Source organism: Muribaculum sp. NM65_B17, from assembly GCF_004793735.1.
GTDB classification, from domain to species: domain Bacteria; phylum Bacteroidota; class Bacteroidia; order Bacteroidales; family Muribaculaceae; genus Muribaculum; species Muribaculum gordoncarteri.
The window spans coordinates 207,275-230,233 of record NZ_SRYY01000002.1; the positions used below are offsets into that span (position 1 = coordinate 207,275).

Genomic DNA, 22,959 nt, shown 5'->3' on the forward strand with positions numbered 1-22,959 from the left:
TCCAAAACGTTTTATAGAAAGGCGAATAAAGCCATATAAACAATATGGAAATAAGACGATACGAATCAAGAGATTTAGAACAAATAGCCTGTTTGTTTTACGAAACCGTGCATACCAGTCACTTAAACCATATTGAATCACAGATAAAATCTGAATACTTGTCCGTTCCTTCCAAGGCAATTCTTTTGGAGGAAGGAAAAGTTGCAGAAAAACTCTATCTGATCCGTAAAGGCTGTCTGCGGCTGTTTTTCTATAATGAAGGGAAAGATATTACTTTTCAATTCTTTTTCGAAGGGGATTTTGTCGCCTCATTCGATAGCCTATATAAACGTACGCCGAGTCTTTTCTATTTGGAGAGTATCGAACCAACTGAACTCACGGCTATAAGAAGAGAGGATTTTTATAACCTAATCAACAATAATTTGTCGTTTAGGCAGTTGTATGAAGAAAAACTCATAGACCGTTTTCATGCTTACCAACAACTGTTCTTGTCAAGAATAAAAAACACACCGCAACGGCGATATGAAGAATTGCTGAAAGAGTATCCCAACATAATACAGCGTGTTCCACAACATTATATAGCGTCTTATCTTGGCATAACTCCCGTTTCTTTATCACGCATAAGAAACCGTCATTAACTTCATTTCTTTACAATTGTTATCGTTCTGATTCTACTTGAATACCGAATTTTGTAAAGTAAATATGAAAACGGTAAGCAATGAAGAAGATTTTTGTAATAGATTGGATTTTGGTTTTTGTGTTTGTTTTATCAGCATTTTCCGGAATAGGATTGCATATTACCGGACATGGCAACAACCACGAAGTATGGCATAATTGGGCTGTATTTCATGTTTTGATCTGCTTTTTATTTTTTGTGGCAGCAATATTCCATATAACAACACATTGGGGATGGTATAAAGGAATAATCAAAAATGGGCTTGGCAAAAAAAGTAAAATTACGGTAGTGCTGTCGGTTGTATTTTTACTTGTATCGGTTACCGGAATTATCTTATTGGGAGTAAACGGGGAAAATTCCGATATAGGATTATTGCACTATAAAATAGGGATTGCCCTAATAATTCTAAGTATTGGGCATATACTAAAACGAATCCATTTTTTACGTAAATCTCTGAAATTCGTACGGTTGCCAACTCGTTACCACTACTTCTCAAATAATTAGCTAAAAGTTTATCCCCCAATCGGTTAAGTCAAACTGCGATTATTAAAATATATTTGGATGACCGAATTTTTAGTATATTTGTCATATTATCACATTAACCTCTAATTTATGAATGCAAAATTTGCGATATGTCTTTTAATTGCGATAATCGGCTTGCCGGTCAATGCTCAATTACGCGTTTCGGGGCAGCCTGTTGGCAATAGCGTCAACCTTGGCAAATGCTCCATTCTCGTTGACTCTCTCGACCATCACCTGATAGCAACCGCGGCCGGAATGTTTGCCGACGACTTTCACCGGGTGACCGGCAAAACGATTCCCGTTGCCGGCTCTCTGTCAAAGAATCCTCTTGTAATCATAGGCACGCCTCAAAGCCGTTACATAAAGGATTTGGCTGCGCGTAAAATGATTGACATCTCGGAAATTTCAAATTCCCCCGAGCGATACATTATCACGACTCTCCAATCGCCCTTTAAGGGCTGCGACGAAGCGGTGGTAGTTGCGGGAAGCGACTATCGCGGTGCCGCCTACGGAATATTATCCATAAGCGAGCGTATGGGCGTTTCGCCATGGTACTGGTGGGCCGATGTTCCCGTAAAATCGCTTGACAATGTTTACGTTTCAGGAAAGGAAACATCAAAATCCCCCTCGATTCGCTATAGAGGCATATTCCTTAACGATGAAGACTGGGGCCTTACGCCGTGGGCCGGAAAGACATTTGAACCCGAAGAGGGAAATATCGGGCCTCGCACCTATGCGAAGATATGCGAGCTTATATTGCGACTGAAGGGCAACATGCTCGCTCCGGCAATGCATGCCTGCTCCACGCCGTTTTATTGCAATCCCGAAAACAAGGTTGTCGCCGACAGCTTCGGAATCATGATAACTACATCGCATTGCGAGCCCCTCTTGTTCAACAACGCATCGAAGTCGGAGTGGGACTCGGCCGTTGACGGCGAATGGAATTACAAGACCAATCGCAACACCATATACGGCAAGCTCGACCGACGGGTAAAGGAGGCGGCACAGTATGACAACATCTACACCCTCGCGATGCGCGGCCTCCATGACGAAGGAATGCGTGGCGACATGACGACTGCCGAAAAGGTGGAGATGCTCGAGCAGGCCATAACCGACCAGCGCGAAATCCTGTCACGCTACATCGACGGCGACATCGATTCGATTCCTCAGATTTTCGTGCCTTACAAAGAGGCTCAGGAGTTATATGAAAGCGGATTGAAAGTCCCCGACAACGTGACTCTCGTATGGCCCGATGACAACTACGGTTACATCAAGATGCTGAGCAACCCTGCCGACCGGCTTCGCAAAGGCCGTGCCGGAGTCTACTATCATGTGTCCTATCTCGGCGCTCCTCATGATTATCTGTGGCTCAACACCACCGCCCCCATGCTGATGTATGAGGAGTTGAAAAAGGCTTACGACACAGATGCCGACCGCTATTGGCTGCTTAACGTAGGCGACATAAAGCCCATGGAGCTTGCCGTGCAGACATTCTTCGACATGGCATGGGACTTTGACCGATTCAATTACGAAAACATCAACCGCCGCCAAAGTGCATTCCTTGGCTCGATTTTCGGTGATGAATACACTCCCGATTTCCAGGAGATACTTGACCAATACTACCGCCTCGCATGGAGCCGCAAGCCCGAATTCATGGGGTGGGAACGCGAGTGGGATTCACCGGAATATACCGGACTCAAGGATCCCGAATACTCATTCGATAACTACAATGAAGCCGTCACGCGACTTAAGGAGTACGGCGACATAGCCGACCGTTGTCGCGAATTGTACGACAAACTGCCCGCTGAATACAAGGCCTCGTTCTTTGAATTGCTGGGATATCCGGTAATGGCATCAAGTCAGATGAACCGCAAGTTCCTTATGTCCAAATTGAACCACAAAATGACCGAGGCCAAGGAGTATGGCAAGGCCAATTGGGCGGCATTGCAATCGCAGCAGGCCTACGACAGCATCAACGCGCTGTCACATAAATATAACACCCAGTTAGACGGCAAATGGAACGGAATGATGGCACTCCCTATCGGATGGGTCGCACTATATCAGAAAATGCCTGAAGTCAAATTTCACGACGGCTATTCTCCCGAAACTGTCGACCTGTCAATCGACAAGAGCAAGGAGATTCCTGTAGGTTATGCCGTAATTCCGGTTGACTCCTACAAGTCATCCAATTGTGGCCCCGGTCACACCATCCGTATTCTGGAGGGCATAGGATATGACTGGAAGTCATTGCAGTTGGGCGAACCTCTGCAGCCGCTCTCGTCCATTGACGACGATTCATGTCTGAGAGTCGACTACCAACTGCCCGTAATCGATTCCGATTCAATAACCGTCACCTTATACACTTTGCCGAGATTCCCGTTGTACAAGGGAGCCGAATCCAAGTTTGCAATGGTGGTCGACGGCAACGAGCCTGTAATATTTGACGACATACTCAAGGAGTGGTCGCTCGACTGGAAGGATCAGGTGCTGCAAAACGGAAAGGCCAACAAAGCCTCGTTTAGAATCGCATCTCCACGAAAACCCGCCACTCTGAGCATCCTTGCCCAAGACCCGGGGCTGATTATACAGCGCATCATAATCGATTACGGCGGATTGAAAGAGTCCTACATCGGGCCGCGTCCGCAGGATTGAGCGGAGCCTGCATGCTTCCTCATGAATGAGAACCACTCTTCGGCCGACTTGAATCCGTCACCGTCCACATCGCCTATCGAAGCGTCATTTGCGTTGTAGAAATACTCCCTGCCGTTGGGGTCGACACCGAGGTCGGACGACAGATAACGCCACGACACCATTACCGTGGAAAGATTCTTGCGCACGGCAACAACACCGCGGCCAAGTGACTCACGCTGCAGGCGGGAATAGTCGTAGGCTACTTGTGCCGAAGCAAGCGTAACGGCTCCCAGTGCCATAAGTGACAGCAAATTCTTTAATTTCATGGCTGTGAATGGATAATGATTTGTTTATGGATGCGTAAAGTTAATAATTTTGATGTAACGGCATATAAAATAACACAAAAGCCACGGCAAGGAGCTACAATAACCCTTACCGTGGCCTTTGTGATATATGTCTACTTATTGCGTTACTTTAAAGTCGGTCGACAGAGTGCAGTCGCTGTCGCCTCCGATCCATAACGTGAAGTCGCCGGGCTCAACCTTGCGCTCCATGTCAAGGCCGTAGAAGGCAAGCTCGCTGACGGGAAGCTCAAATGTCACCTGTGTCGATTCGCCGGGAGCCAAGGTAACACGCTTGAAGCCCTTGAGTTCCTTAACCGGACGGGTTATCGATCCCACCATGTCACGCACATAGAGCTGAGCCACTTCGGTAGCCTCGCGCTTACCGTTGTTGGAGAGGGTGACGGTGGCTTTTATGGTGTCGTCAACTCCGTAGGATGATTTGTCTATGGCAAGGTCGGAATAGGAGAAATCGCCATAGCTCAATCCGTAACCGAAGGGGAAGAGCGGTCCGAATCCGGCATCAAGATAGTAGGAGGTGCATCCGAGCGATGTCTGACCGGCCTCGGCCGGTATGTCGTTCAAAAGCGTTTCATGACCCGATGCCGGACGGCCGGTGTTTTTCTCGCTGTAGTAAACCGGTATCTGTCCTACGCTCTTGGGGAATGTAACGGGAAGTTTTCCGCTCGGGCTGACAACGCCGAATAGCAGGTCGGCTATTGCCGGGCCACCCATTGTGCCCGGGTGGAAGGAGTAGAGCACGGCATCCGACTCCTCGACCTGCTTTGCGATGGTGAGCGGTCGGCCGGCGACGAATACCGTCACGAGCGGCTTGCCTGTGCGTGACAACGCCTCGATGAGTTCGCCCTGTGCGCCCAAAAGGTTGATGTCGGCAAGGCTGTGTGCCTCGCCCGAGAGGATGGCCTCTTCGCCCACTACCGCAATTACGGCATCGGCATTTCTTGCGGCACTTACCGCCTTGGCGATTCCGGCGGTGTTTTTGTCACGGCTGTATCCAAGCCCGGGTTCGTAGATTATCTGCACCTTGTCGCCGTAGATGTCACGCAGGGCATCGAGTACGGTGACGGTGCTGTCCTTCTCTCCGTCAAATGCCCACGTGCCGAGTTGGTCATGCGGAGCATCGGCCATGGGACCGGTAACCAGGATGCGCTTTATGTCGGTCGACAGAGGCAGTGTGGCATTGTCGTTCTTAAGCATCACCGTCCCTTCGGCAGCCGATTGACGGGCTGCGGCAAGATGTGCCTTGTCATACTTGACCGACTGCGGGGTTCCGGTATAGGGATTCTCAAACAATCCGAGCTTGAACTTCACGCGCAATATGTTGGCAACCGAACGGTCGATGTCGTCGATGCTTACCTTTCCCTCCTCGACAAGCTCCTTAAGATAGTGTATATAGGTTCCGCTCACCATCTCCATATCCAAGCCTGCCGTAAGGCCTTTCATTGCGGCATCCTTGGGGTCGGAACAGAATCCGTGGCTCACCATTTCGTTGACACTCGCCCAGTCGGATACGACAAAACCGTCAAATCCCCAGTCGCCGCGCAGAATATCGGTGAGCAGGTGCTTGTTGCCCGATGACGGCACACCGTCATTGTCGTTGAACGATGACATGTAGGTGAGGCAACCGGCCTTGCAAGCCTCCTCAAACGGCGGGAGATACACGTTGCGCAGCTGTCGCTCGGTAATGTAGGTGGAGTTGTAGTCACGCCCGGCCTCGCTCGCGCCGTAACCGGCAAAGTGCTTGGCGCAGGCCGCTATCGACGAGGGCGATGTGAGGTCGTCGCCCTGGAATCCGTCGACCATGGCCTTTGCCATGACGCTTGTGAGGTAGACATCCTCACCGCAACCTTCGGCAATGCGTCCCCAACGAGGGTCACGTGCTATGTCGATCATGGGAGCAAATGTCCACCTGATGCCGTCGCTCGACGCCTCGGTGGCGGCAATGCGTGCACCAAGTTTTACAAGCGCCGTGTCGAATGTGGCGGCCTGTCCCAGCGGAATCGGGAATACTGTCTTATAGCCGTGGATTACATCGCGAGCCAGCAACAGGGGTATTCCAAGGCGTGAGCTGTCAATTGCCACTCGCTGAAGACTGTCGGACAGGGCGGCTGTGGGTACATTGAGCAGCGAACCCACTTCGCCTCGTGACACAGCGTCACACAGATTCTCAAAAGCCCCCTCGCCATAGGGCATCGACAACTGGTTGAGCTGTCCTATCTTTTCCTCTAAGGTCATTTGCGACAACAGGTTATTCACCCTTGCCTCAACGGGTTGTGACGGGTCGCGATAGAGCGAATCAACATCACCCGACTTGCCACACGACTGCGTCATAAGAATTGTTGCCACAAGTGCCGGCAACATCACCATTGCAAAAGCGGCTTTTGAAGAAATGAATTTCATGATCGGTATAATTTAATAACGGTTATTTGTAAACAAAAATAGCAAATTTATCACAGAATCCCGATAATCACCTTATAAAATGAGAATGGGTCTATTATTCATCGTCCCAAGGCTCATCAAGCATCTTTCTTGAGCGTGTAACTGTAAATGAGCATTCTTGCATATCAGCTTTAACATACATATTTGAGATGTACAGATTGGTGCGCTCTGCATTCAAATGCATAATGCCTCTGGTTGATAAATATTGGCTTTTATATTTCGCTATTGCCTTTTCTCCAATCTTTTCAAAGTCGATTAAATCATTGGATTTCATATCAAATATGTCGGCAACATGATTGATAATATCTTTTAATTTATGATATCCTTCATCATTCAATTTACGATTATCTTTATCATAATTCTGATTTTTATCAATATACATGTCTTTATATTTAGCCAAATCGTTAAGGCAATCTACAAGTTGTCCCACAAACCGACTTCGGATATCGGGATTTTTTAAAGTCCTGGAAATTTCATTGACAATTTCTCTCCCTTCTTTATTGTCGACATTCCTGAATGTTATATTACCTTCATTCAATGGTATTATAGCTTCGGCTTTGCCATGCTTTTTACATGCTTTATTGAAACGCTTATGAAGGTGCAAACCACGATCATCAATGTCTATGGCTTGACCTGCCGAATGGTTGTCGACTTTAATTGTTTCTCCTTTTATCAATCCTTTTATTGACATAACGGTTATTGCTAATGTGAATTTTCTAATAATCGAGCAGTCGGCCACAATCGTTCCAGTCGCCAATCATGACGCACCGTTCGCTTGCCTCAATAAGCTTCATGAGTCGACTTTCAAAAAGCTCCCGACGGCTCTTGTTGCGCTGAATGTTGTCAATTCGTACCCGTTGATAGAGCGGATGGAATGAACGGAAATTACTCCATGCCACAGGATTGGCCATGAAAGCATCCAATATATCACGGTCTATCACAAATTCCTCATCAAGGTCGGGGCACACCTTCCGTCCGCTTTCGGTCATCATTCCGAGTGATTCAAGCCGTCGACACCGCTCCTTGTTCAGCTCTGTCCAGCATCCGCTATTGCGCCTTGGCCCGAAACGCTGCAGGGCTACACCGTCGACACACTTAAGCGTGGAGTCAATCCATCCGAAACATAAGGCCTCCTCTACGGCGTCGAGATACCACAGGGTGTCATCAGGAGGAGTCTTGCCTCGCTTGACAGCTATCCAGCACTCGTGTTTGACTGAATGGTTGTTTTCAAGCCATTTGCGAAACTCCTTTCGGGAGGTGATCGGCAGAATCTCCTTAACTGTCATCGCTTGGACGGCATGATGGTTATTTGCGTTTCATGGTCTGGCACCTGCGGCGAGCCATTTCCTCGGCGAATGCCTCTTCACCATGCTCCTTGATGTAACGGATGCAAGCGGGGCGGTCGGACTTGAACAGCAGCGCAAACACTTTTGAAATGAAATTGGAGTAGGTCTTGCACTCTTCAACCGCCGTGGCACACTCGGCGCAGGTGTTGTATCCGTATTCACTGACGCATTTACGAATCTTGCACCATGACGCTTTCTCATTGCGATGACATCCCGGACACTTGTCGGTCAGATACTTACGGCATGCGCCGCAATAAAGTCCGCATGACGCTATCAACTGAGGATTGGCTTCTATTGCTTTCATATTTTTCAAATTGCAAAAAAAATTACTTGGCTGAGCAGCCGGTGATGAATTGAGCTATGGATTCAAGCACCTCGGGAGAAATTGTTTCACGAATATCGCCGTATTCATTGGCATCGCCTGTAACGGCATGTTGCATCAGATGATTCAACCCGGGCATAAGCTTGATTTGGGCTTGCGGGGCAAGCTCCTGTATCACCGACAGATTGTCGGGGTAGACCTGAGTGTCCTTATCGCCGTTGATTGCCAACAGGGGGCGTTTGACCTCTTTGAGATAAGTGCGCGGATTTAATCCTATGAAGGCATCAATCCAAGGGCTTCGCTGTTGCTGAGTCATTTTGAGCGATGACACTATGAGAGGATTTACCGTCAATCCTGACTCCTTAACTATCGAGTCAATATCGATGGCAGTTGACACTCCCTTAAGGCTCTGCTCATGCATCGTGTCAAACACACGGCCAATAAGCGTGAGGATGCTCTCCTTGTCATCATCGCCAATCGCCGTCTGGTCAAGCCGGCGGCCGTTTTGTCGAAGAAGCGTTTCCTTACCAGAGATTGCCATTCCGGCAAGTGAAATCATGAAATCGGGCACATTCTCGGCACCGAGCATGAAAGCGATTGTGCCGCCTTCGGAGTGTCCGAGCACACCCGTTTTTCCGATACGGTCAATAGTGCGCAAGAAAGCGATGCCACTCTTGGCATCGTCCTTTAGCGTATAGGTTGTGGCGGTGAGGAAATTTCCGGTTGATTGTCCTGTGCCTCGGTCGTCATAACGCAACGAGGCGATGCCGTTGCGTGCAAGATAGTCGGCAATTACGGCAAACGGGCGATGATCCATTAACTCTTCATCGCGATTCTGCGGCCCGCTGCCGCTCACCATCAGTACGGCGGGAACCTTATTGCCCGACAACCGCTCGGGCATAGTCAATGTAGCGCTCATTACGGCTCCGTCGGGGGCCACAAATGTCGTGTCGATGACTTCATAAGGGAATGGCGGACGCGGTGTCTGCGGACGACGCTCTTCAATCGGGGCTTCAGGCAACAGATCGAGAGGAAACGAATAACCGCGCTGGCTGAATGACCCTTTAATCGCATCATGCATAATCCGTCCACTGTAGGATGCTCCGATGGCGTTGCAAGTTAGCGATATGGAGTCGGATGTGCAATATGCTACCGTGGCGAGAATGCCTTTGACACCCTGTGCCGGGGAGTCGAGTGTGCACTGAGTGGAGCCGTCGCCGCTTTCCGAGAAATTGAATACAATCGGAAGTTTTGTCACGCCCAGTGTGAGTTCGCCTCTCCAGGAACCGGTCAATCCATAAGCTTGAAATGAGAATAATGAAGCTATCGCCAAGATGGCAAACAGCAATTTCAATCGACTGTTCATAACGGATGTTGTTTGTATATTAAAAGCCGGCTGATAGCAGTTGACGGCATAGGCACAAATTTACAAAATAATTCCAAAATTGCGGTCTTATTTCAGAGTTTCAATGCCGGTATATGTATTTATCAGAGTGGGGGATATAATTACATGGATTGTCCTGAACAAGCCCGTTTGAATTTGGGTTCTAAATGGTATAATTAATCATCAATATGGACATTAAAAATCTTTTCGACCTTTCAGGAAAGGTCGCAGTTGTTACAGGAGGTGGCGACGGCATAGGTAAGGGCTGCTGCGAAATACTGGCCGCAGCAGGTGCGTCAGTTGTAGTGAGCGATATCAATGCCGATAAGGCCGAGGCCGTAGCCGCCGGAATCGTGGCTGCAGGCGGTAAGGCTATCTCGCAGGTGTGCAATGTTCTTGAGGATGCCGACCTGGTAAAACTTATCGACACGACAGTGAATACATTTGGCACAGTCAATATCCTTGTAAATAACGTGGGTCTTGGAGGCGGTGGCCGCGAGAATCCGTTTAAGATCGACATGAACTATGTAGATCGCATCTATCGTATAAATGTTTTCGCTCCGCTGCGTCTGAGCCAGCTTGCAGTGCCCGAAATGGGCAAATCGGGCTACGGAAGCATAGTCAACATCACATCGATTAGTTCGATCGACAAAGAAGCCAACATGTGTGTCTATTCGTCATCCAAGGCCGCGCTTAATCACTTGGCCGCCAATCTGGCCTACGATTTCGGCCCTTACGGAGTGCGCATCAACAACGTTGGCCCGGGTGCGACAAAGACCGCAGCCCTTGCATCGATTCTTACTCCCGAATTGCAGGAGAAGATGCTGAAACGCACCCCGATAAATCGACTCGGCGAGGTGTCGGATATAGCTCAGGCTGTGTTGTTCTTCGCGTCGCCGGCATCGGCATGGATCAGCGGACAAGTAATATTTGTCAATGGAGGCGGAAACCAGACATTGGACTGATAATGTAATGAATTTTAATAGAATACAATAATGAATCCAGCAAATGAACTGTATGACTTTTCAGGGAAAGTCATACTTATAACCGGGGCTGCAGGTGCCATAGGCAGCGAGGCGGCTCGCCAATTCGCGATGCATGGCGCCAATGTAGCCCTCACCGATATAAATGAAGAGAAGGTAAAGGCCGTAGCCGCCAAGATAGAGAAGGAATCCGATCGCGAGTGTATAGGCATCAGGGCCGATGCCACCAACGATTCCGACCTCAAGAGCCTTGTTGAACAGGTGGTTGCCAAATTCGGCAAGATCTCAGGACTTATCAACAATGTAGGGTGGGGTAAAGCTACTCCGCTTTGGGGCTCTGACACGGAAGCTATGGTGGCTTCCTACAAGCTCAATACGATCAGCGCCTATAACGTGACGAAGTACTGTATGCCTTATCTGCGCAAGGAGCCAAATGCCTCGGTGGTCTTCTCCGGCTCAATGGTCGGTGTCACTCCGTCGCCTGAATTTATCGAATACAGCACGGCTAAGGCCGGCTTAATCAACATGGCCCACAGCATGGCTGTGGCTTCGGGGCCTGAAGTGCGCTTCAATGTTGTTGTGATCGGTTCGGTCGATAACGGCGATGCCACGCTTGAGGCCGGTTATGACCCCGCCATGCTGAAAAAGATATCTGACGCGATTGTCATGAAGCGTCGCGGCACTCCTGCCGACATAGCTCACGCTTTCGTATTTCTCATGAGCAATGCCGCATCATGGATTACCGGCATCAACCTCATGGTGGACGGCGGCGGAATGTATGAAAGCAAAATGCCGAGCTAACCTAAACATTACTAAATAATTATGGGACTGCGTCTGCTTTTGGCACAGCCCCATAGCTATTTTAGCGAGGTTAATTGTAGGGGGATTTTTATTGTAACTAAATTGTTAACAGTACAAATATTGCCGGGAGATTATTGAAGATGTGCATTGCAACACCCCACCAAAAGCCAAGGTTTACGCGATAATAGGTAATGGCACATCCTGCTGCAAATGGCACCGTGACAACACACAGCATATATGGCACGAGAATGATGCTATAATGGGTAAAAGCAATAAGATGTATCAAGCCGAATGCTATCGCCGTACCCCATACTGCGAATCTGAAATACTTTTGTTGCAGCTTTTGCCAATAGTATTCGGTTGTCAGTGAATATATTAAGATGAATGCGGCAACGATGACTACAATGTACAGTGCAATTGAGAATGCGGTAAGTGAGGTGAACCGCTGCCAAAGAATATATGCGGGGATGGAAGCCGAAGCAAGCGCTATTTGCCATTTTTTGAACGATAACCCAAGTCGAAAGATGCACTCCTCAAGCAACGGAGCGACGATGCATACCGTCATCAACACATAGGACAGGGATCCAATATTCTTTGCCGTTTCCGGACTGCCTGCGAATCCGGTCATGGATTCCGGGTTGATACCGAATGCGTTATAGACAGCCACACACCCTACAACCAGCAACATTGCGAATATACGGCTGACTATCCAGAACAGCAATCCATAACCTACGATCCATTTCTTGGAATGGACCTCACGGTCATCAGTACGCGAAAGAATGAATTTCATACTTATTACTCCTTTTCCCAATTTACAAGATTATTTAATTGTTTTATGTTATTGCGGTACCATAAGTATTCAAGACTGAATGCCAATACGGTAATGCCCCATACGAAAAACATTCTCCAGCTATGGATAAACATCGGTGTAAGGGAGAGCCATATTAACAATGGGATTAAAACTATTGCAGTGGCAAGTTCAACATTGCGATATAGTTTTTTGATTGACAAAATGACTTTCAATATCTCATTGTTTGAGTCCTCCCATAGATTAATTGCCTTAATGGAGCGGTAAATCCGGATTCCATATAGATTAGTAACAATAATGGTTGAACAAAACACCGCAAGCCACCAGTACGGGAATTTCATGGGCGACCAAAACGGACTTAAAGCCATAAGAATAAGACAAATCACTGTGATTATCCCTTCCCAAATTGCTCTTTTCAAAAGTCTTGATTTTATGTCACTTCTTTTTGAAAGTACCCCGTTTGCCACATCATCATTGATTTGCGAGTCAATATGAGGCTTAACTGACTGCCAAGTTGTTTTCAAATCTTCAAGTTCCATATTCAAACCTCCTTTCTTGATGATAGTTTTTCTTTAATACGATATAGCCGTGAAGCGACCGTGTTTCTCGGAATGCCCATATTGGAGGCGATGTCATCGTAGCTCAGTTCATCAAGCCACATCAGAATCAATGCTTTATCCATCGGGTTTAATTGGGCAATCAAGGCATACAGCCATTCGATTTTCTCGCGGTATTCATTGTCGTTTTCATTTTGAAAATGGATTGCGGGAATTTCATCCAATGAAAGTGTCTTTATCCTGGGCGACAGTCGGCGCAAAGAAAGCAAGCAGGTGTTGATGCACACCTTATATACCCAAGTGGCTTCGGAACACTCATTACGGAAATGTCGGTATCCCTTGAATAGAGAAATTAAAACTTCCTGCTTAATATCGTCAAACGAAACATCGTTATTGGCATAGAAGAAACAGGCACTGAAAATTATCTTTTCGTGCCGCCTGACCAAAGAGGTAAAGGAACTATTATAGTCAGAACATCTCTCCATTTGCATTTATTATTTACAATGTTAGATGCTATATTCCCAAAATAGTTCCCTGAGGCGATAAAAAATCGGAAATAATGCCCGCCCGATAAGCGGGGCGATGTGCTATTGTTGCGTGTCGGGGGATTTTGGAGTGGGATTTTTGCCTTCCATTGCTTCGATTTCCCAAATCATTCGGTTGTTGGTATCCTGAATTGACAGGTAGATTACAGCAACGACGACGATGGCGATGATAATTACCACTCCAACGGCTATAAATTTGGTCGTGTTGTCGACGATGATGTCGCCAAACAGCTTCTCGTTGCCGATGTATTCGAGCAAGAACCATGCAAGCCATATTACTGATAATGGAAGCTCGATTGCCATTTGAATAGCGCGTTGGCGTTTCTGGCGTAGGAGGTAGGCTTTGAAATCGCGTAGGCTCAGTTGGCCGATCAGTTTACTCGGTACTCTCACGGTCTTGAAGTCGAATATAGCGCTGACAATGCATCCGACGGCCATTGTTATTGCAATCCACATCGACATGTCGAGTACATAGCACAGGCCGAAGAAGAAGAGGCACAGGAATGGAATCAATATTATTTCACCGGTCACTAATCGGTTAAGTCCTTTAGAGCGCTCTTTTATTACGGTGTGCATCAGGCGGGTGTTGATTATCGCGTAGTTGTCGAGGCTGCTTTTCATTTTGACCATTTGGTCGCGAAGTGCTTTTATTTCGTCCATAGCGTTGATTTTTTAAGAGTTGGAGTTGAGTGATATAAGTTTCTGGCGTATTCTCATGAGCCTTACGCTGAGGGCTTTCACGGATATTCCTACAATGGCGGCGATTTCCTCGTAGGTCATATCCTCGAGCCAAAGGAGTATGATTGCTCGGTCGAAGGGCTCGAGGCGTGTTATTCGCTGATGTAGAAGAACGTTGTTGCGGCCTTCGGGTGTAGTGTCGCTGAACACTTCGGGAGAGATGTCGAGCGGTACGGTCTTGATGCGTTTCTTTCGCTTTTGTGTGAGGCAGGTGTTGAGGCTGATGCGATAGACCCATGAGCGAATGCTGCTGTCGCCGCGAAAACTGTCGAAGCCCTGCCACAGGTTTACGAGCGTTTCCTGGAATAGGTCGTCGGCTTCCTCCTTGGATGTTGCGTACATGTAGCATACGGAGTAGATGGTGGATTTTTGCTCCATCACTATACGTTGGAAGTCGCGATTGTCGTTGTTTTCTGATTTTTTCATCTGTTGATTTGGCGTTTCTGTACATATGATGCAATAAGTACGAAAAAACTACAACAAATACCAAAAAATATTGAATTTTTTTAGAAGCGCTCGGTTTTAGGCCCTGTTCGGTGTTTCTTGCGGTTATGACGGGAGTGCTTGTGGCGCAGTAGTTTCTCGAGTGTGCTTTTGCCGGGACTGCTTCCGGTTGTTGTCGGGGAGGGGGATGTTGCTGTTTTAGGCTGCTCGCAAGGTGCGGACTTAGGCTGCGCTGCCTGTTGTTTGACGTCGGCCGCGGCCTTTTGCTTGACTGCGGGCGTGACTTGGGATTGTTGGGGCTTTGGCTGTCGGTTTGGGGCTTGTTGTGCCGGCTTAGGCTGCGGCGCGTTATTCTGCCGGGATATACAACGGCTTGAAGGAGCGGGTTTTGCCGCAGCCTTGCGGGCGCGGGCGAGGCGACGCAATTCACGTGCGCGATAGCGGCGGCGGATTGTGGGCATGATGAGCATGAATATGGCTCGTGGCACGCCGGGTGTAACCTCGATTACTGTCAAGTCGCGCTGATAGGATTCGATTGCGGCGCATATTTCGTCGCGGTAGTGTTTGGGCAGACGGTCGACTGCGTCTTTCCATTCCTGATCAAATTTCAGACTTTTGCCTCGGCGGCTCGGTGAGTTAGTTGCTGTATTTTCCATAATTACTTTTTTCCAGCAAATATAATGCACCGAAATCCCGGATTTCACCCCATAATGTCGCGAAGCACATTTTATCTCATATATTTCTAAACAATCGAGGCTGCCGGGATGCGTGATTGGCGCTACGGCAGCCTCGGATAGGCTTTTGGGTGAGGAGGGGATTACATGACTCCGATTAGTTCAATTTCGAATATGAGGGTTGAGCCGCCGGGGATGCCGGGCTGGGACAGGCGGCCATAACCCATTTCGGCAGGGAGGTATATTTCCCATTTGTCGCCGACATGCATTTGCTGCAGGGCTATGATCCATCCTTGAATCAGCTCACGCAGTCGCATGGCTACGGGAGCGCCTCCCCGGCTGCTGTCAAATTGCTTGCCGTTGATTGTGCGTCCGGTGTAGTGGACGGTCACGACGCTGTTGCGATTGGGCGAAGGGGAGTCGAGGCGGCCACGTTTCAACACTTTATAGTATATGCCCTTGTCGATAGGGAGTACGCCGGGTTCATTGGCTTTGTTTTGGAGCCATTCGCGGTTCTTGATGATATACTCTTGTTTAGCCATCGGAGATTACTTTATTCGGTTGTAGTGGGGAGCCCTTGTCGGTTCCAGTTCAGTATTCCGCCGCTCATGTCGTAGACGGTCAGTCCGAGTTTCTGCATCTTCTCGGCCGCATTGTGACTGCGGCGTCCGCTGCGGCAATATATGTAGTAATGCTTTGTCTTGTCGAGATTCTTTATCCCTTCGTCAAATGCCGCCTCGTCAAGAAAGTCAAGCAGTTGTGCGTTTTTAAGATGCCCCTCGGCATATTCCGACGGTTTGCGCACATCAATCACGACAGCCATCGAGTCGGTGTTTACAGCATCGTTGAATTGCTGTGGAGAGAGTTTGTTGACATCGGAGGCCGAGCAACTTGTGCAGATGCCCAATGCGGCCAATATTGCCATGAGTATACGTTTCATAATTTTTCGGTTTTATTTTAATGTCTTGTGTTCACGCTATCGGCGTTATTACAAATTTAGGCATTTTCGTTAAATAGCGCTTACTATGGGGGAAATATTTTGTTGTTGTGGTTGTTGCCTGAAATTACTATCTTTGTTGAACGTGAAAAAATTGAAAACTGATCAAATAATCCATTTATCCATGACGAAAGAACGTGCAGCTATTGCTTTGATGCTTATAGTGACATCCTTAATGCTCAACGCCCGCGAGGTCATAGACTTGAATCGTGACTGGCGGTTTCACCGCGGGGATTCTAAAATGTGGCAAGCGCCCGATGCCGATGATGGCGATTGGGAAGTGATCAACGTGCCTCATGATTTTCAGATATCGCAGCCGTGGGTTGAACCGTCGCCCGACGAGATGCCCGACCTTGACAATCCTGTGGCCAACATAAAGAGCCGACTGAGCGCACGAGGATTCAAGGAGGTGGGCAAGGGATGGTACAGAAAGAGTATAGTGCCTCGGAATGAGTGGAAAGGCCGCCGCGTTTTGCTTGACTTCGAGGGAATTATGCTTACGGGCGACATATATCTTAACGGAGAGCGTGTCGGCGGGACCGATTACGGTTATCTCGGCACGGAGGTGGATATAACCGACTTGTTGAAATGGGGCGAACCTAACGTGATTGCCGTAAGAGCCGATACGGGACAGCCCGAAAATTCACGATGGTACACGGGCGGAGGCCTGTTTCGCGATGTGAAATTGATAATAACCGACGCCGACCGATACTTTACACGGCATCCGCTCTACATAACAACTCCCATGGTGAGCGATGCCATGGCGGTTGTAAGGGTGGAAGGTGAGATTGCCAATAATATCGCCGGTGACAAGACGATGAAAGCGCGACTGAACATCGTAAATCCATCGGGCGACACAATAAGCGACAAAGTGATTGCTCTTGATGTCAACAGCCGTCAGCGAGTGAAGGAGTATCTGCTCGACAGTCTTACGATAGCATCGCCTGAGTTGTGGAGCTGTGAAAATCCTGCGCTGTACAAGGCGGTAGCATCGGTTTATGACAGCGACGGAAAGTTGGCCGACCGTGTCGAATCGACTTTCGGAATACGCTCAATCGAGTATTCGCCGGAGTTTGGATTTAAGCTTAACGGCAAGAAGGTGCTGCTTAAGGGAATAGCCAATCACCACACCCTCGGGGCACTTGGTGCTGCGGCCTATGAACGTGCAATGGAGAAGCGCATTGAACTGCTGAAAGATTTCGGATTCAACCATGTGCGCACATCCCACAATCCCTATAGCTCATCGTTTCTTGACCTGTGTGACCGTTACGGAATACTTGTGGTTGACGAATTGTATGACAAATGGCTCACTCAGTATGCTGGCGGACGCAAGGACTGGGTTGAACAGTGGCCCCATGATGTGCCCGAGTTCATAAAGCGCGACCGCAACCATCCGTCGGTGATAATGTGGAGTCTTGGCAATGAATTGCAGACCCTGTGGGACATTCCTTATGCCGACTGGGGTGTGACACCCTATAAAATGCAGCGTGAGCTCTTGCATCGATATGACAAAACCCGTCCCGTGACAGTGGCCATGCACCCTCGAGGCCGCAATCAGTCGACCGACTCGCTTCCGGCTCCGTTGGCACTGGAAACCGACATCGCCGCTTACAATTACCGCTACATGTATTTCCCGGGCGACAGCCGTCGCTTCCCCTGGATGATGTTTTACCAGAGTGAGGCCAATACATCCAACATGGGGCCAAACTACTTTGACATGGATCTTGACCGCGTAATAGGTCTTGCTTACTGGGGAATGATAGATTATCTGGGTGAATCGCACGGATGGCCTGCCAAGGGATGGAACGAGGGCGTGTTTGACATCTCGCTGGAGCCTAAGCCCATAGCGTATTTCCTGCGGAGTTTCTTCAAGCCCGACGAGCCGGTGGTGCACATCGGCATAATCGACAGCGACTATAACACGGTGTGGAATGATGTGAAGGTGGGCTCAAAGCGCATGTCAGACCATTGGAACCGATTGCCGGGATGCAAGGTGTCGCTTTACACCTACACCAATGCCGATGAGGTGGAGCTGATTGTCAACGGACGGAGCATGGGACGACGCATGAACGACCGCACGGATTCAAAGGTGCGCAACCGCATATTGTGGGACAGCATACCTTATAAGCCGGGATATGTGGAGGCTGTGGCCTATCGATCGGGCGACTCAAAGCCCGTGGCCCGTCACCGCATTGAAACTGCCGGAGAGGCAAAAAGGCTTAATGCGGTTCCCGATAATGGCGACTGGAAGGCCGACGGCAGCGACCTCCAGCACATACGCGTGGAGGCTGTGGACAGCAAAGGCCGGCGCGTACACGGCGCCGATGCACAGGTTAAGTTTACGGTTGACGGCCCTGCCGAGATTGTGGGCATGATTAACGGCGACATAACGAGCGAGGAACTGACAACGAGTGACACCCGCCGACTCTATAACGGCACCGCTACCGTGATACTCCGCTCGACCCTCGCGCCCGGAAAAGTGACCTTGACCGCCTCTTCCCCCAGCCTCAAGCCCACCAAAACCCTCCTCACCACCAAGTGACCCTCTGCTCCCGCCCCCGCCCCGCTCGCTTGCCCGCTTTAGGTGATATATAAATCAAGGAAATACAATCAAGACATAAGGCAACCTAACATATATAATTCAAGGCCCGACAACTATTGCTAAGTTGCCGGGCCTTGAACGTATCTTGAATGTATAATGTATGACTAAATCGCTTCCGATGCTACCATGGCTCCAACCCAGCCAAGCCAATCTTTCCCGAAAAGCCGTTATGCATAAAAATTATATAGCTCAATGAGATAAAAAAGGGACTTGTTTTTCAAGATATAGATGCGATATTAGAATGATGTATCCGATGTTGTTACTTATTGGAGTATTTTGTCTTTGTTTACGATTATTTTTAATAAGGATAGGATGACTCCGTTAATTATTTATGTTCATAGAGAGTGTTTTATGCAATCATAAATCTCCTCTATGTACTCGCTTAAGTTGCTCGATGCAACTGCGATTTTTCTCAATGCGCTTACGGTCAAAAATCCATCCCCATTTATTAAAATACTTGACTATAGAAGCTACATGATATTTCAATAATTTACCACTCTTATAGGAGCCTTTTTCATACTCATGTACCACTACGACATTTGGGTAGAACATTGTACGCGACACCTCGCCTATGCGCCTGCAAAGGTCAAGATCTTCTGCATACATGAAGTAACGCTCATCAAATCCTCCTATATGTTTCAAAACAGAACAGCGCATAAACATGAAGCATCCCGATAAAGAGGGCACTTCCATTATGCTGTCATAACCGGTCCAATGAAGCTCATACTGATAATCATGTTTCTTTTGATAGCTTTTAATCGGTATAAAGCGACGCCCGATTAAATCCATTGGCGATGGCAACAATTTACACAAATGTTGGGTTTCACCTGATGGATATACGATCTTTGGCATTACAAGTCCACAATCAGAGTTGGCATCCATAAACTCACACAATCTTTCAATTACATTGTCGTTCCAATAGATGTCGGGATTGAGTACAACATGGTAGTCAGACCCCATCTCTATGGATTTTCTGATAGCCACATTATGCCCCGAACCATATCCCAAATTAAGGCTGTGAATGTAATTCACCATATCGTTGTCCTTAACAAAATCCCTCAATTCATCATTTGAGGAGTTATCGATAATGAACAATCGATCAATATACCCAGTCAAAGCACACTCCAAAAGTCGACTCAACTCATCATGTTTGGTATGGAAAGCCACTATTGATGCTGTTATCATAAATACAATTCACTAAAGATTGTCAATTTATTATTGCATGATGAATCTATAAATGATATTTTATCACTAGATTCAGATTATATTTGAATTATTTAATTGTTAGTACGGAAGCAAAAATGCTCAAGATTTTTCCCATTTTTGGGTAATTTCGTTCCAATGTTTTATTACCTTAGCGGGGCTGCCTACGGCAATTGTATTTCCCGGAATATCTTTGTTTATTATTGAATGTGCACCTATTATAGATCCATTGCCAATTGTTACCCCTGGCATAATAATTACCCCTTCGCCAATCCACACCCGATTACCTATTTTCACAGGTGCTGTATAATAAGGACGTTTTGTCGGTATTATTAATGGAGAAGTGTCGTTTTTATCCCCTTTATAGCTACCATGGCTGTTATCGGAAATGTATACATGTGAAGCTATTAAAACATCATCTCCTATCGTGATAGATTTCACAGAGGAGATGTGAACATAATCATTGAGCTGAATTCTGTCGCCAAAGTGGATTTTTGAATTACTGTTTTCATCTGCAATAAAGGCTTCAATACGGCAACCGACTCCTGTTGTCAGTTTCTTTCCCCAATCAATCATTTTGCCTCCTCTTATTGTAAATGGCCGGCGAATTATGCGTTGACCTGGATACTTTATTTTTGTCAACACAAAAAGATATACAAGATTTATCTTGTCCCAGAATGTATATCTATTTGAGATTTTATTTATCATCATTGATTAATATCCGAAATAGCTCAGTGTAATTTTTTGCATAAGGATGCTCCAATTTTTGCAATGGATTGGATGTAAAATCAGAAAAATCACCATAATACGCTTTTTTCATCTTTTGAGCTAATTCTTTTGGAGCATTGACATTGAAATATGTTACCAAATTTGCGCCTTGGGATGTTTCATGCGCATACGGCAAATCAGCAATTATCATAGGTTTGTTAAATGGGATAAATTCTGAAATTGGTAATCCCCATGTTTCAAGTCTTGAAGGAAATATTAAACAATCAGCATCCTCATAATATTTAGGCATCAAATTGTGGGGAATCAGTCCAACAAACTTTATTGATGGGATGTTGCTGTATTTTTTCACTAATGAGCTTGAATAGGAATTTAAATCAGAATTTATAGTCAATGTTACCTCAATATCTTTAATTCCGTCATAATATAGAATCTTTGCTGCTTCACAAACTGTTTCAAAGTTTTTAAAAGGTCTTGGTAATGAAGGAAAGAAAAAATTCCTGCATTTATTTAATTTAAGATCTGTGGGCTTATATTTTTGTCCAATTTCAATATTGGGACTTGCTACTATAACATTCGATTTTGGTATTGAAAACCGTTTGCAACACTCTTCTTTGAACCAATTCTGTTGTACAATGCAATATTTATTGTGTTTTATATTGATACGATATAGATATTTATAGAATAAAGCAAAAAGAATATATGTCTTATCGTATTTAATATCTTGAAATCTAATTTTGTTTACGATTGACGGATTATGCATGTATACAACTTGGCGATCGGCAGAAACATTTGGAGAAATGTCATGAAGGGAAAACCATAAGTATGGATTTAATTTCTTTGATAATTTCTTGAAGTAAAAATATTCATAATAAAGCCTGTTAACCCAGTGATTGATGCTTTTGGGAAATTCAATATATTCAATGTTAGGGTATTCCACTAATTCCCTATTATGTACAAGAGCAATTATTTTGTAAGATTTACAAATTTCGCTATTGCTTAGAAATTGTAGACAATCACGAAGGATAGTCAATGGGCCGCCTGATCTAAGATTAATTCCTGATATAATGATTGTACGCTTCATACTATATGAATTATGAGTTTTTCAACAGATCGTTAAATAACTCAGTCCATTGATTCATTATTTTATCTTGTAAATAGTTTGAACTTTTGATGTATGCATTTTTGCTAATATTATCCCGTTTTGTATTGTCGCAAATCAGCTCAATTACGGCTTCCGCAAATAATGTAATATTATCATTAGGGACTAACTTGCCATTAATGTCATTCTCTATTATGTCGGATGGGCCGCATTTGCAATCAAATGATATTATTGGTAACCCACATCCCATCGCTTCTAATAAAACCATAGGAAGCCCTTCATAATGCGATGTTAATAAAAGCATAGAACTCTCAAGCATTTTATTTTCTATGCTATTAATGGGGTCATGAATAAAGCAACATTTATCTAATGCAGATTCTTTTATTGAATCGCGAATTTTATAATTAAGTTCTCCATTTCCGTATATATGAAGTTCCCAGTCAGGAAATTTATTGTGTACAATATTCCATGCTTCTATCATACGGTCATATCCTTTCTGATATGATAGCCTTCCTACTGCAATAGCCTTCTTTTCAGTTAATTTAGCGCGTTTTGGAGATTGAAATTCGATAAAATTTGGAATTACATGAATGTTCGGAATATTACCCCACAAATTTTTATCCTGTTCAGTTAGGCAAATAAATGCGTCATATTTTTGTATTTTTATTTTATCGCGGAATGTAAGGATCTTATTCGCAATAGCATATAGGCCTTGTTTGTCATTTTGTATACGGAATAGTTTTGAAAAGTGTATTTCTACAATTTTTTTACCTCCGACATTTAAATTGTTAAGAAATTCAATTTCGTTGCCAAATGTGGATATGGTGATATCTGGTTGCTCCTTATTTAGGACTTCAATCAACCGTTTTTTATGTTGCTTGATCTTGGCTTTTCGTGAACAGAATTTAGTTATAATATTTGAGCTGTTATTATCACAATAGTTAATTCCTATGTCAATACATCTAATCTTATTGTTTATTTTAAAAAAATTGTTTCGCCCTTTTTGATCAGTTGTAATTATTGTTACATCGTAATAATGATCGGCCAACCAGTTGGCTTTACTAATTACAATTCGCTCCATCCCTCCTGAATTGAAG

Annotated in this window: 23 protein-coding genes and 1 pseudogene; 6 read left to right on the plus strand and 18 right to left on the minus strand. The window is 46.1% G+C overall.

The annotated features are described in order from the left end of the window. Positions 1–44 precede the first annotated feature (44 nt). The 3 genes from E5354_RS03455 (at position 45) to E5354_RS03465 (ending at position 3,850) form a co-directional block, all read left to right on the plus strand. A complete protein-coding gene (locus tag E5354_RS03455) occupies positions 45–638 on the plus strand; it encodes a Crp/Fnr family transcriptional regulator (protein WP_246863733.1) in 594 nt (197 codons plus the stop codon). A gap of 80 nt (positions 639–718) precedes the next feature. Continuing rightward, a complete protein-coding gene (locus tag E5354_RS03460) occupies positions 719–1,180 on the plus strand; it encodes a DUF4405 domain-containing protein (protein ID WP_135946436.1) in 462 nt (153 codons plus the stop codon). Positions 1,181–1,288: 108 nt separating this feature from the next. Next, on the plus strand, positions 1,289–3,850 hold the full coding sequence (locus E5354_RS03465; protein WP_135946437.1) for a glycosyl hydrolase 115 family protein: 2,562 nt from the start codon (positions 1,289–1,291) through the stop codon (positions 3,848–3,850). Positions 3,851–3,903: 53 nt separating this feature from the next. On the opposite strand, the pseudogene E5354_RS03470 reads toward E5354_RS03465, so the two are convergent. From E5354_RS03470 to E5354_RS03495, 6 genes and pseudogenes are all read right to left on the minus strand, one after another. Continuing rightward, a pseudogene (locus E5354_RS03470) lies at positions 3,904–4,155 on the minus strand (hypothetical protein); the annotation flags it as partial. A 135-nt stretch (positions 4,156–4,290) separates the two neighbouring features. Continuing rightward, positions 4,291–6,591: a beta-glucosidase BglX gene (gene bglX / locus E5354_RS03475; protein WP_135946438.1), complete on the minus strand. Its 2,301-nt coding sequence runs from the start codon at positions 6,589–6,591 to the stop codon at positions 4,291–4,293. A 94-nt stretch (positions 6,592–6,685) separates the two neighbouring features. Continuing rightward, positions 6,686–7,321, minus strand: a complete 636-nt coding sequence (locus tag E5354_RS03480; protein ID WP_135946439.1) for a hypothetical protein — start codon at positions 7,319–7,321, stop codon at positions 6,686–6,688. 25 nt (positions 7,322–7,346) lie between these two features. After that, complete coding sequence (locus E5354_RS03485; RefSeq protein ID WP_135946440.1) at positions 7,347–7,916, minus strand: YdeI/OmpD-associated family protein; 570 nt, start codon at positions 7,914–7,916, stop codon at positions 7,347–7,349. A gap of 19 nt (positions 7,917–7,935) precedes the next feature. Continuing rightward, positions 7,936–8,280 carry a DUF3795 domain-containing protein gene (locus E5354_RS03490; RefSeq protein ID WP_135946441.1) on the minus strand — a complete coding sequence of 115 codons (345 nt, stop codon included), beginning with the start codon at positions 8,278–8,280 and terminating at the stop codon, positions 7,936–7,938. Positions 8,281–8,302: 22 nt separating this feature from the next. Continuing rightward, a complete protein-coding gene (locus tag E5354_RS03495) occupies positions 8,303–9,664 on the minus strand; it encodes an alpha/beta hydrolase family protein (protein WP_135946442.1) in 1,362 nt (453 codons plus the stop codon). Between the two features lie 206 nt (positions 9,665–9,870). Here E5354_RS03495 and E5354_RS03500 point away from each other — a divergent pair, with 206 nt between their 5' ends. Together E5354_RS03500 and E5354_RS03505 are read left to right on the plus strand one after the other, a co-directional pair. Beyond that, complete coding sequence (locus tag E5354_RS03500) at positions 9,871–10,647, plus strand: glucose 1-dehydrogenase (RefSeq protein ID WP_123395126.1); 777 nt, start codon at positions 9,871–9,873, stop codon at positions 10,645–10,647. A gap of 30 nt (positions 10,648–10,677) precedes the next feature. After that, complete coding sequence (locus E5354_RS03505) at positions 10,678–11,466, plus strand: SDR family NAD(P)-dependent oxidoreductase (RefSeq protein ID WP_135946443.1); 789 nt, start codon at positions 10,678–10,680, stop codon at positions 11,464–11,466. 97 nt (positions 11,467–11,563) lie between these two features. On the opposite strand, the gene E5354_RS03510 is transcribed toward E5354_RS03505, so the two are convergent. The 8 genes from E5354_RS03510 to E5354_RS03545 form a co-directional block, all read right to left on the minus strand. Next, positions 11,564–12,256, minus strand: a complete 693-nt coding sequence (locus E5354_RS03510) for a CPBP family glutamic-type intramembrane protease (protein ID WP_135946444.1) — start codon at positions 12,254–12,256, stop codon at positions 11,564–11,566. 5 nt (positions 12,257–12,261) lie between these two features. Beyond that, positions 12,262–12,813 carry a hypothetical protein gene (locus tag E5354_RS03515; RefSeq protein ID WP_135946445.1) on the minus strand — a complete coding sequence of 184 codons (552 nt, stop codon included), beginning with the start codon at positions 12,811–12,813 and terminating at the stop codon, positions 12,262–12,264. A gap of 2 nt (positions 12,814–12,815) precedes the next feature. Next, complete coding sequence (locus tag E5354_RS03520) at positions 12,816–13,316, minus strand: RNA polymerase sigma factor (protein ID WP_168353814.1); 501 nt, start codon at positions 13,314–13,316, stop codon at positions 12,816–12,818. A gap of 102 nt (positions 13,317–13,418) precedes the next feature. Next, a complete protein-coding gene (locus tag E5354_RS03525; RefSeq protein WP_135946447.1) occupies positions 13,419–14,036 on the minus strand; it encodes a hypothetical protein in 618 nt (205 codons plus the stop codon). 12 nt (positions 14,037–14,048) lie between these two features. After that, complete coding sequence (locus E5354_RS03530) at positions 14,049–14,540, minus strand: RNA polymerase sigma factor (protein WP_135946448.1); 492 nt, start codon at positions 14,538–14,540, stop codon at positions 14,049–14,051. 80 nt (positions 14,541–14,620) lie between these two features. Beyond that, positions 14,621–15,214: a hypothetical protein gene (locus E5354_RS03535; RefSeq protein WP_135946449.1), complete on the minus strand. Its 594-nt coding sequence runs from the start codon at positions 15,212–15,214 to the stop codon at positions 14,621–14,623. 161 nt (positions 15,215–15,375) lie between these two features. Then, a complete protein-coding gene (locus E5354_RS03540; RefSeq protein ID WP_135946450.1) occupies positions 15,376–15,774 on the minus strand; it encodes an FKBP-type peptidyl-prolyl cis-trans isomerase in 399 nt (132 codons plus the stop codon). A gap of 11 nt (positions 15,775–15,785) precedes the next feature. Next, the gene (locus E5354_RS03545) at positions 15,786–16,172 is read right to left on the minus strand and encodes a rhodanese-like domain-containing protein (RefSeq protein WP_135946451.1); all 387 of its coding nucleotides are present in this window, start codon (positions 16,170–16,172) and stop codon (positions 15,786–15,788) included. Positions 16,173–16,353: 181 nt separating this feature from the next. On the opposite strand from E5354_RS03545, the gene E5354_RS03550 reads away from it, so the two are divergent. Next, a complete protein-coding gene (locus tag E5354_RS03550) occupies positions 16,354–18,771 on the plus strand; it encodes a glycoside hydrolase family 2 TIM barrel-domain containing protein (RefSeq protein ID WP_135946452.1) in 2,418 nt (805 codons plus the stop codon). Positions 18,772–19,188: 417 nt separating this feature from the next. Here the strand turns inward: E5354_RS03550 and E5354_RS03555 are convergent, their stop codons facing one another. The 4 genes from E5354_RS03555 to E5354_RS03570 all read right to left on the minus strand — a co-directional run bounded on the left by E5354_RS03555 (position 19,189) and on the right by E5354_RS03570 (position 22,943). After that, on the minus strand, positions 19,189–20,016 hold the full coding sequence (locus E5354_RS03555; RefSeq protein WP_135946453.1) for a glycosyltransferase: 828 nt from the start codon (positions 20,014–20,016) through the stop codon (positions 19,189–19,191). Positions 20,017–20,136: 120 nt separating this feature from the next. Beyond that, complete coding sequence (locus E5354_RS03560; RefSeq protein ID WP_210433128.1) at positions 20,137–20,745, minus strand: DapH/DapD/GlmU-related protein; 609 nt, start codon at positions 20,743–20,745, stop codon at positions 20,137–20,139. After that, positions 20,732–21,844, minus strand: a complete 1,113-nt coding sequence (locus E5354_RS03565; RefSeq protein WP_135946454.1) for a glycosyltransferase — start codon at positions 21,842–21,844, stop codon at positions 20,732–20,734. Before E5354_RS03565 ends, E5354_RS03560 begins: the two co-directional genes overlap by 14 nt. 10 nt (positions 21,845–21,854) lie before the next feature. Then, the gene (locus E5354_RS03570) at positions 21,855–22,943 is read right to left on the minus strand and encodes a glycosyltransferase family 4 protein (protein ID WP_168353815.1); all 1,089 of its coding nucleotides are present in this window, start codon (positions 22,941–22,943) and stop codon (positions 21,855–21,857) included. Positions 22,944–22,959 lie beyond the last annotated feature (16 nt).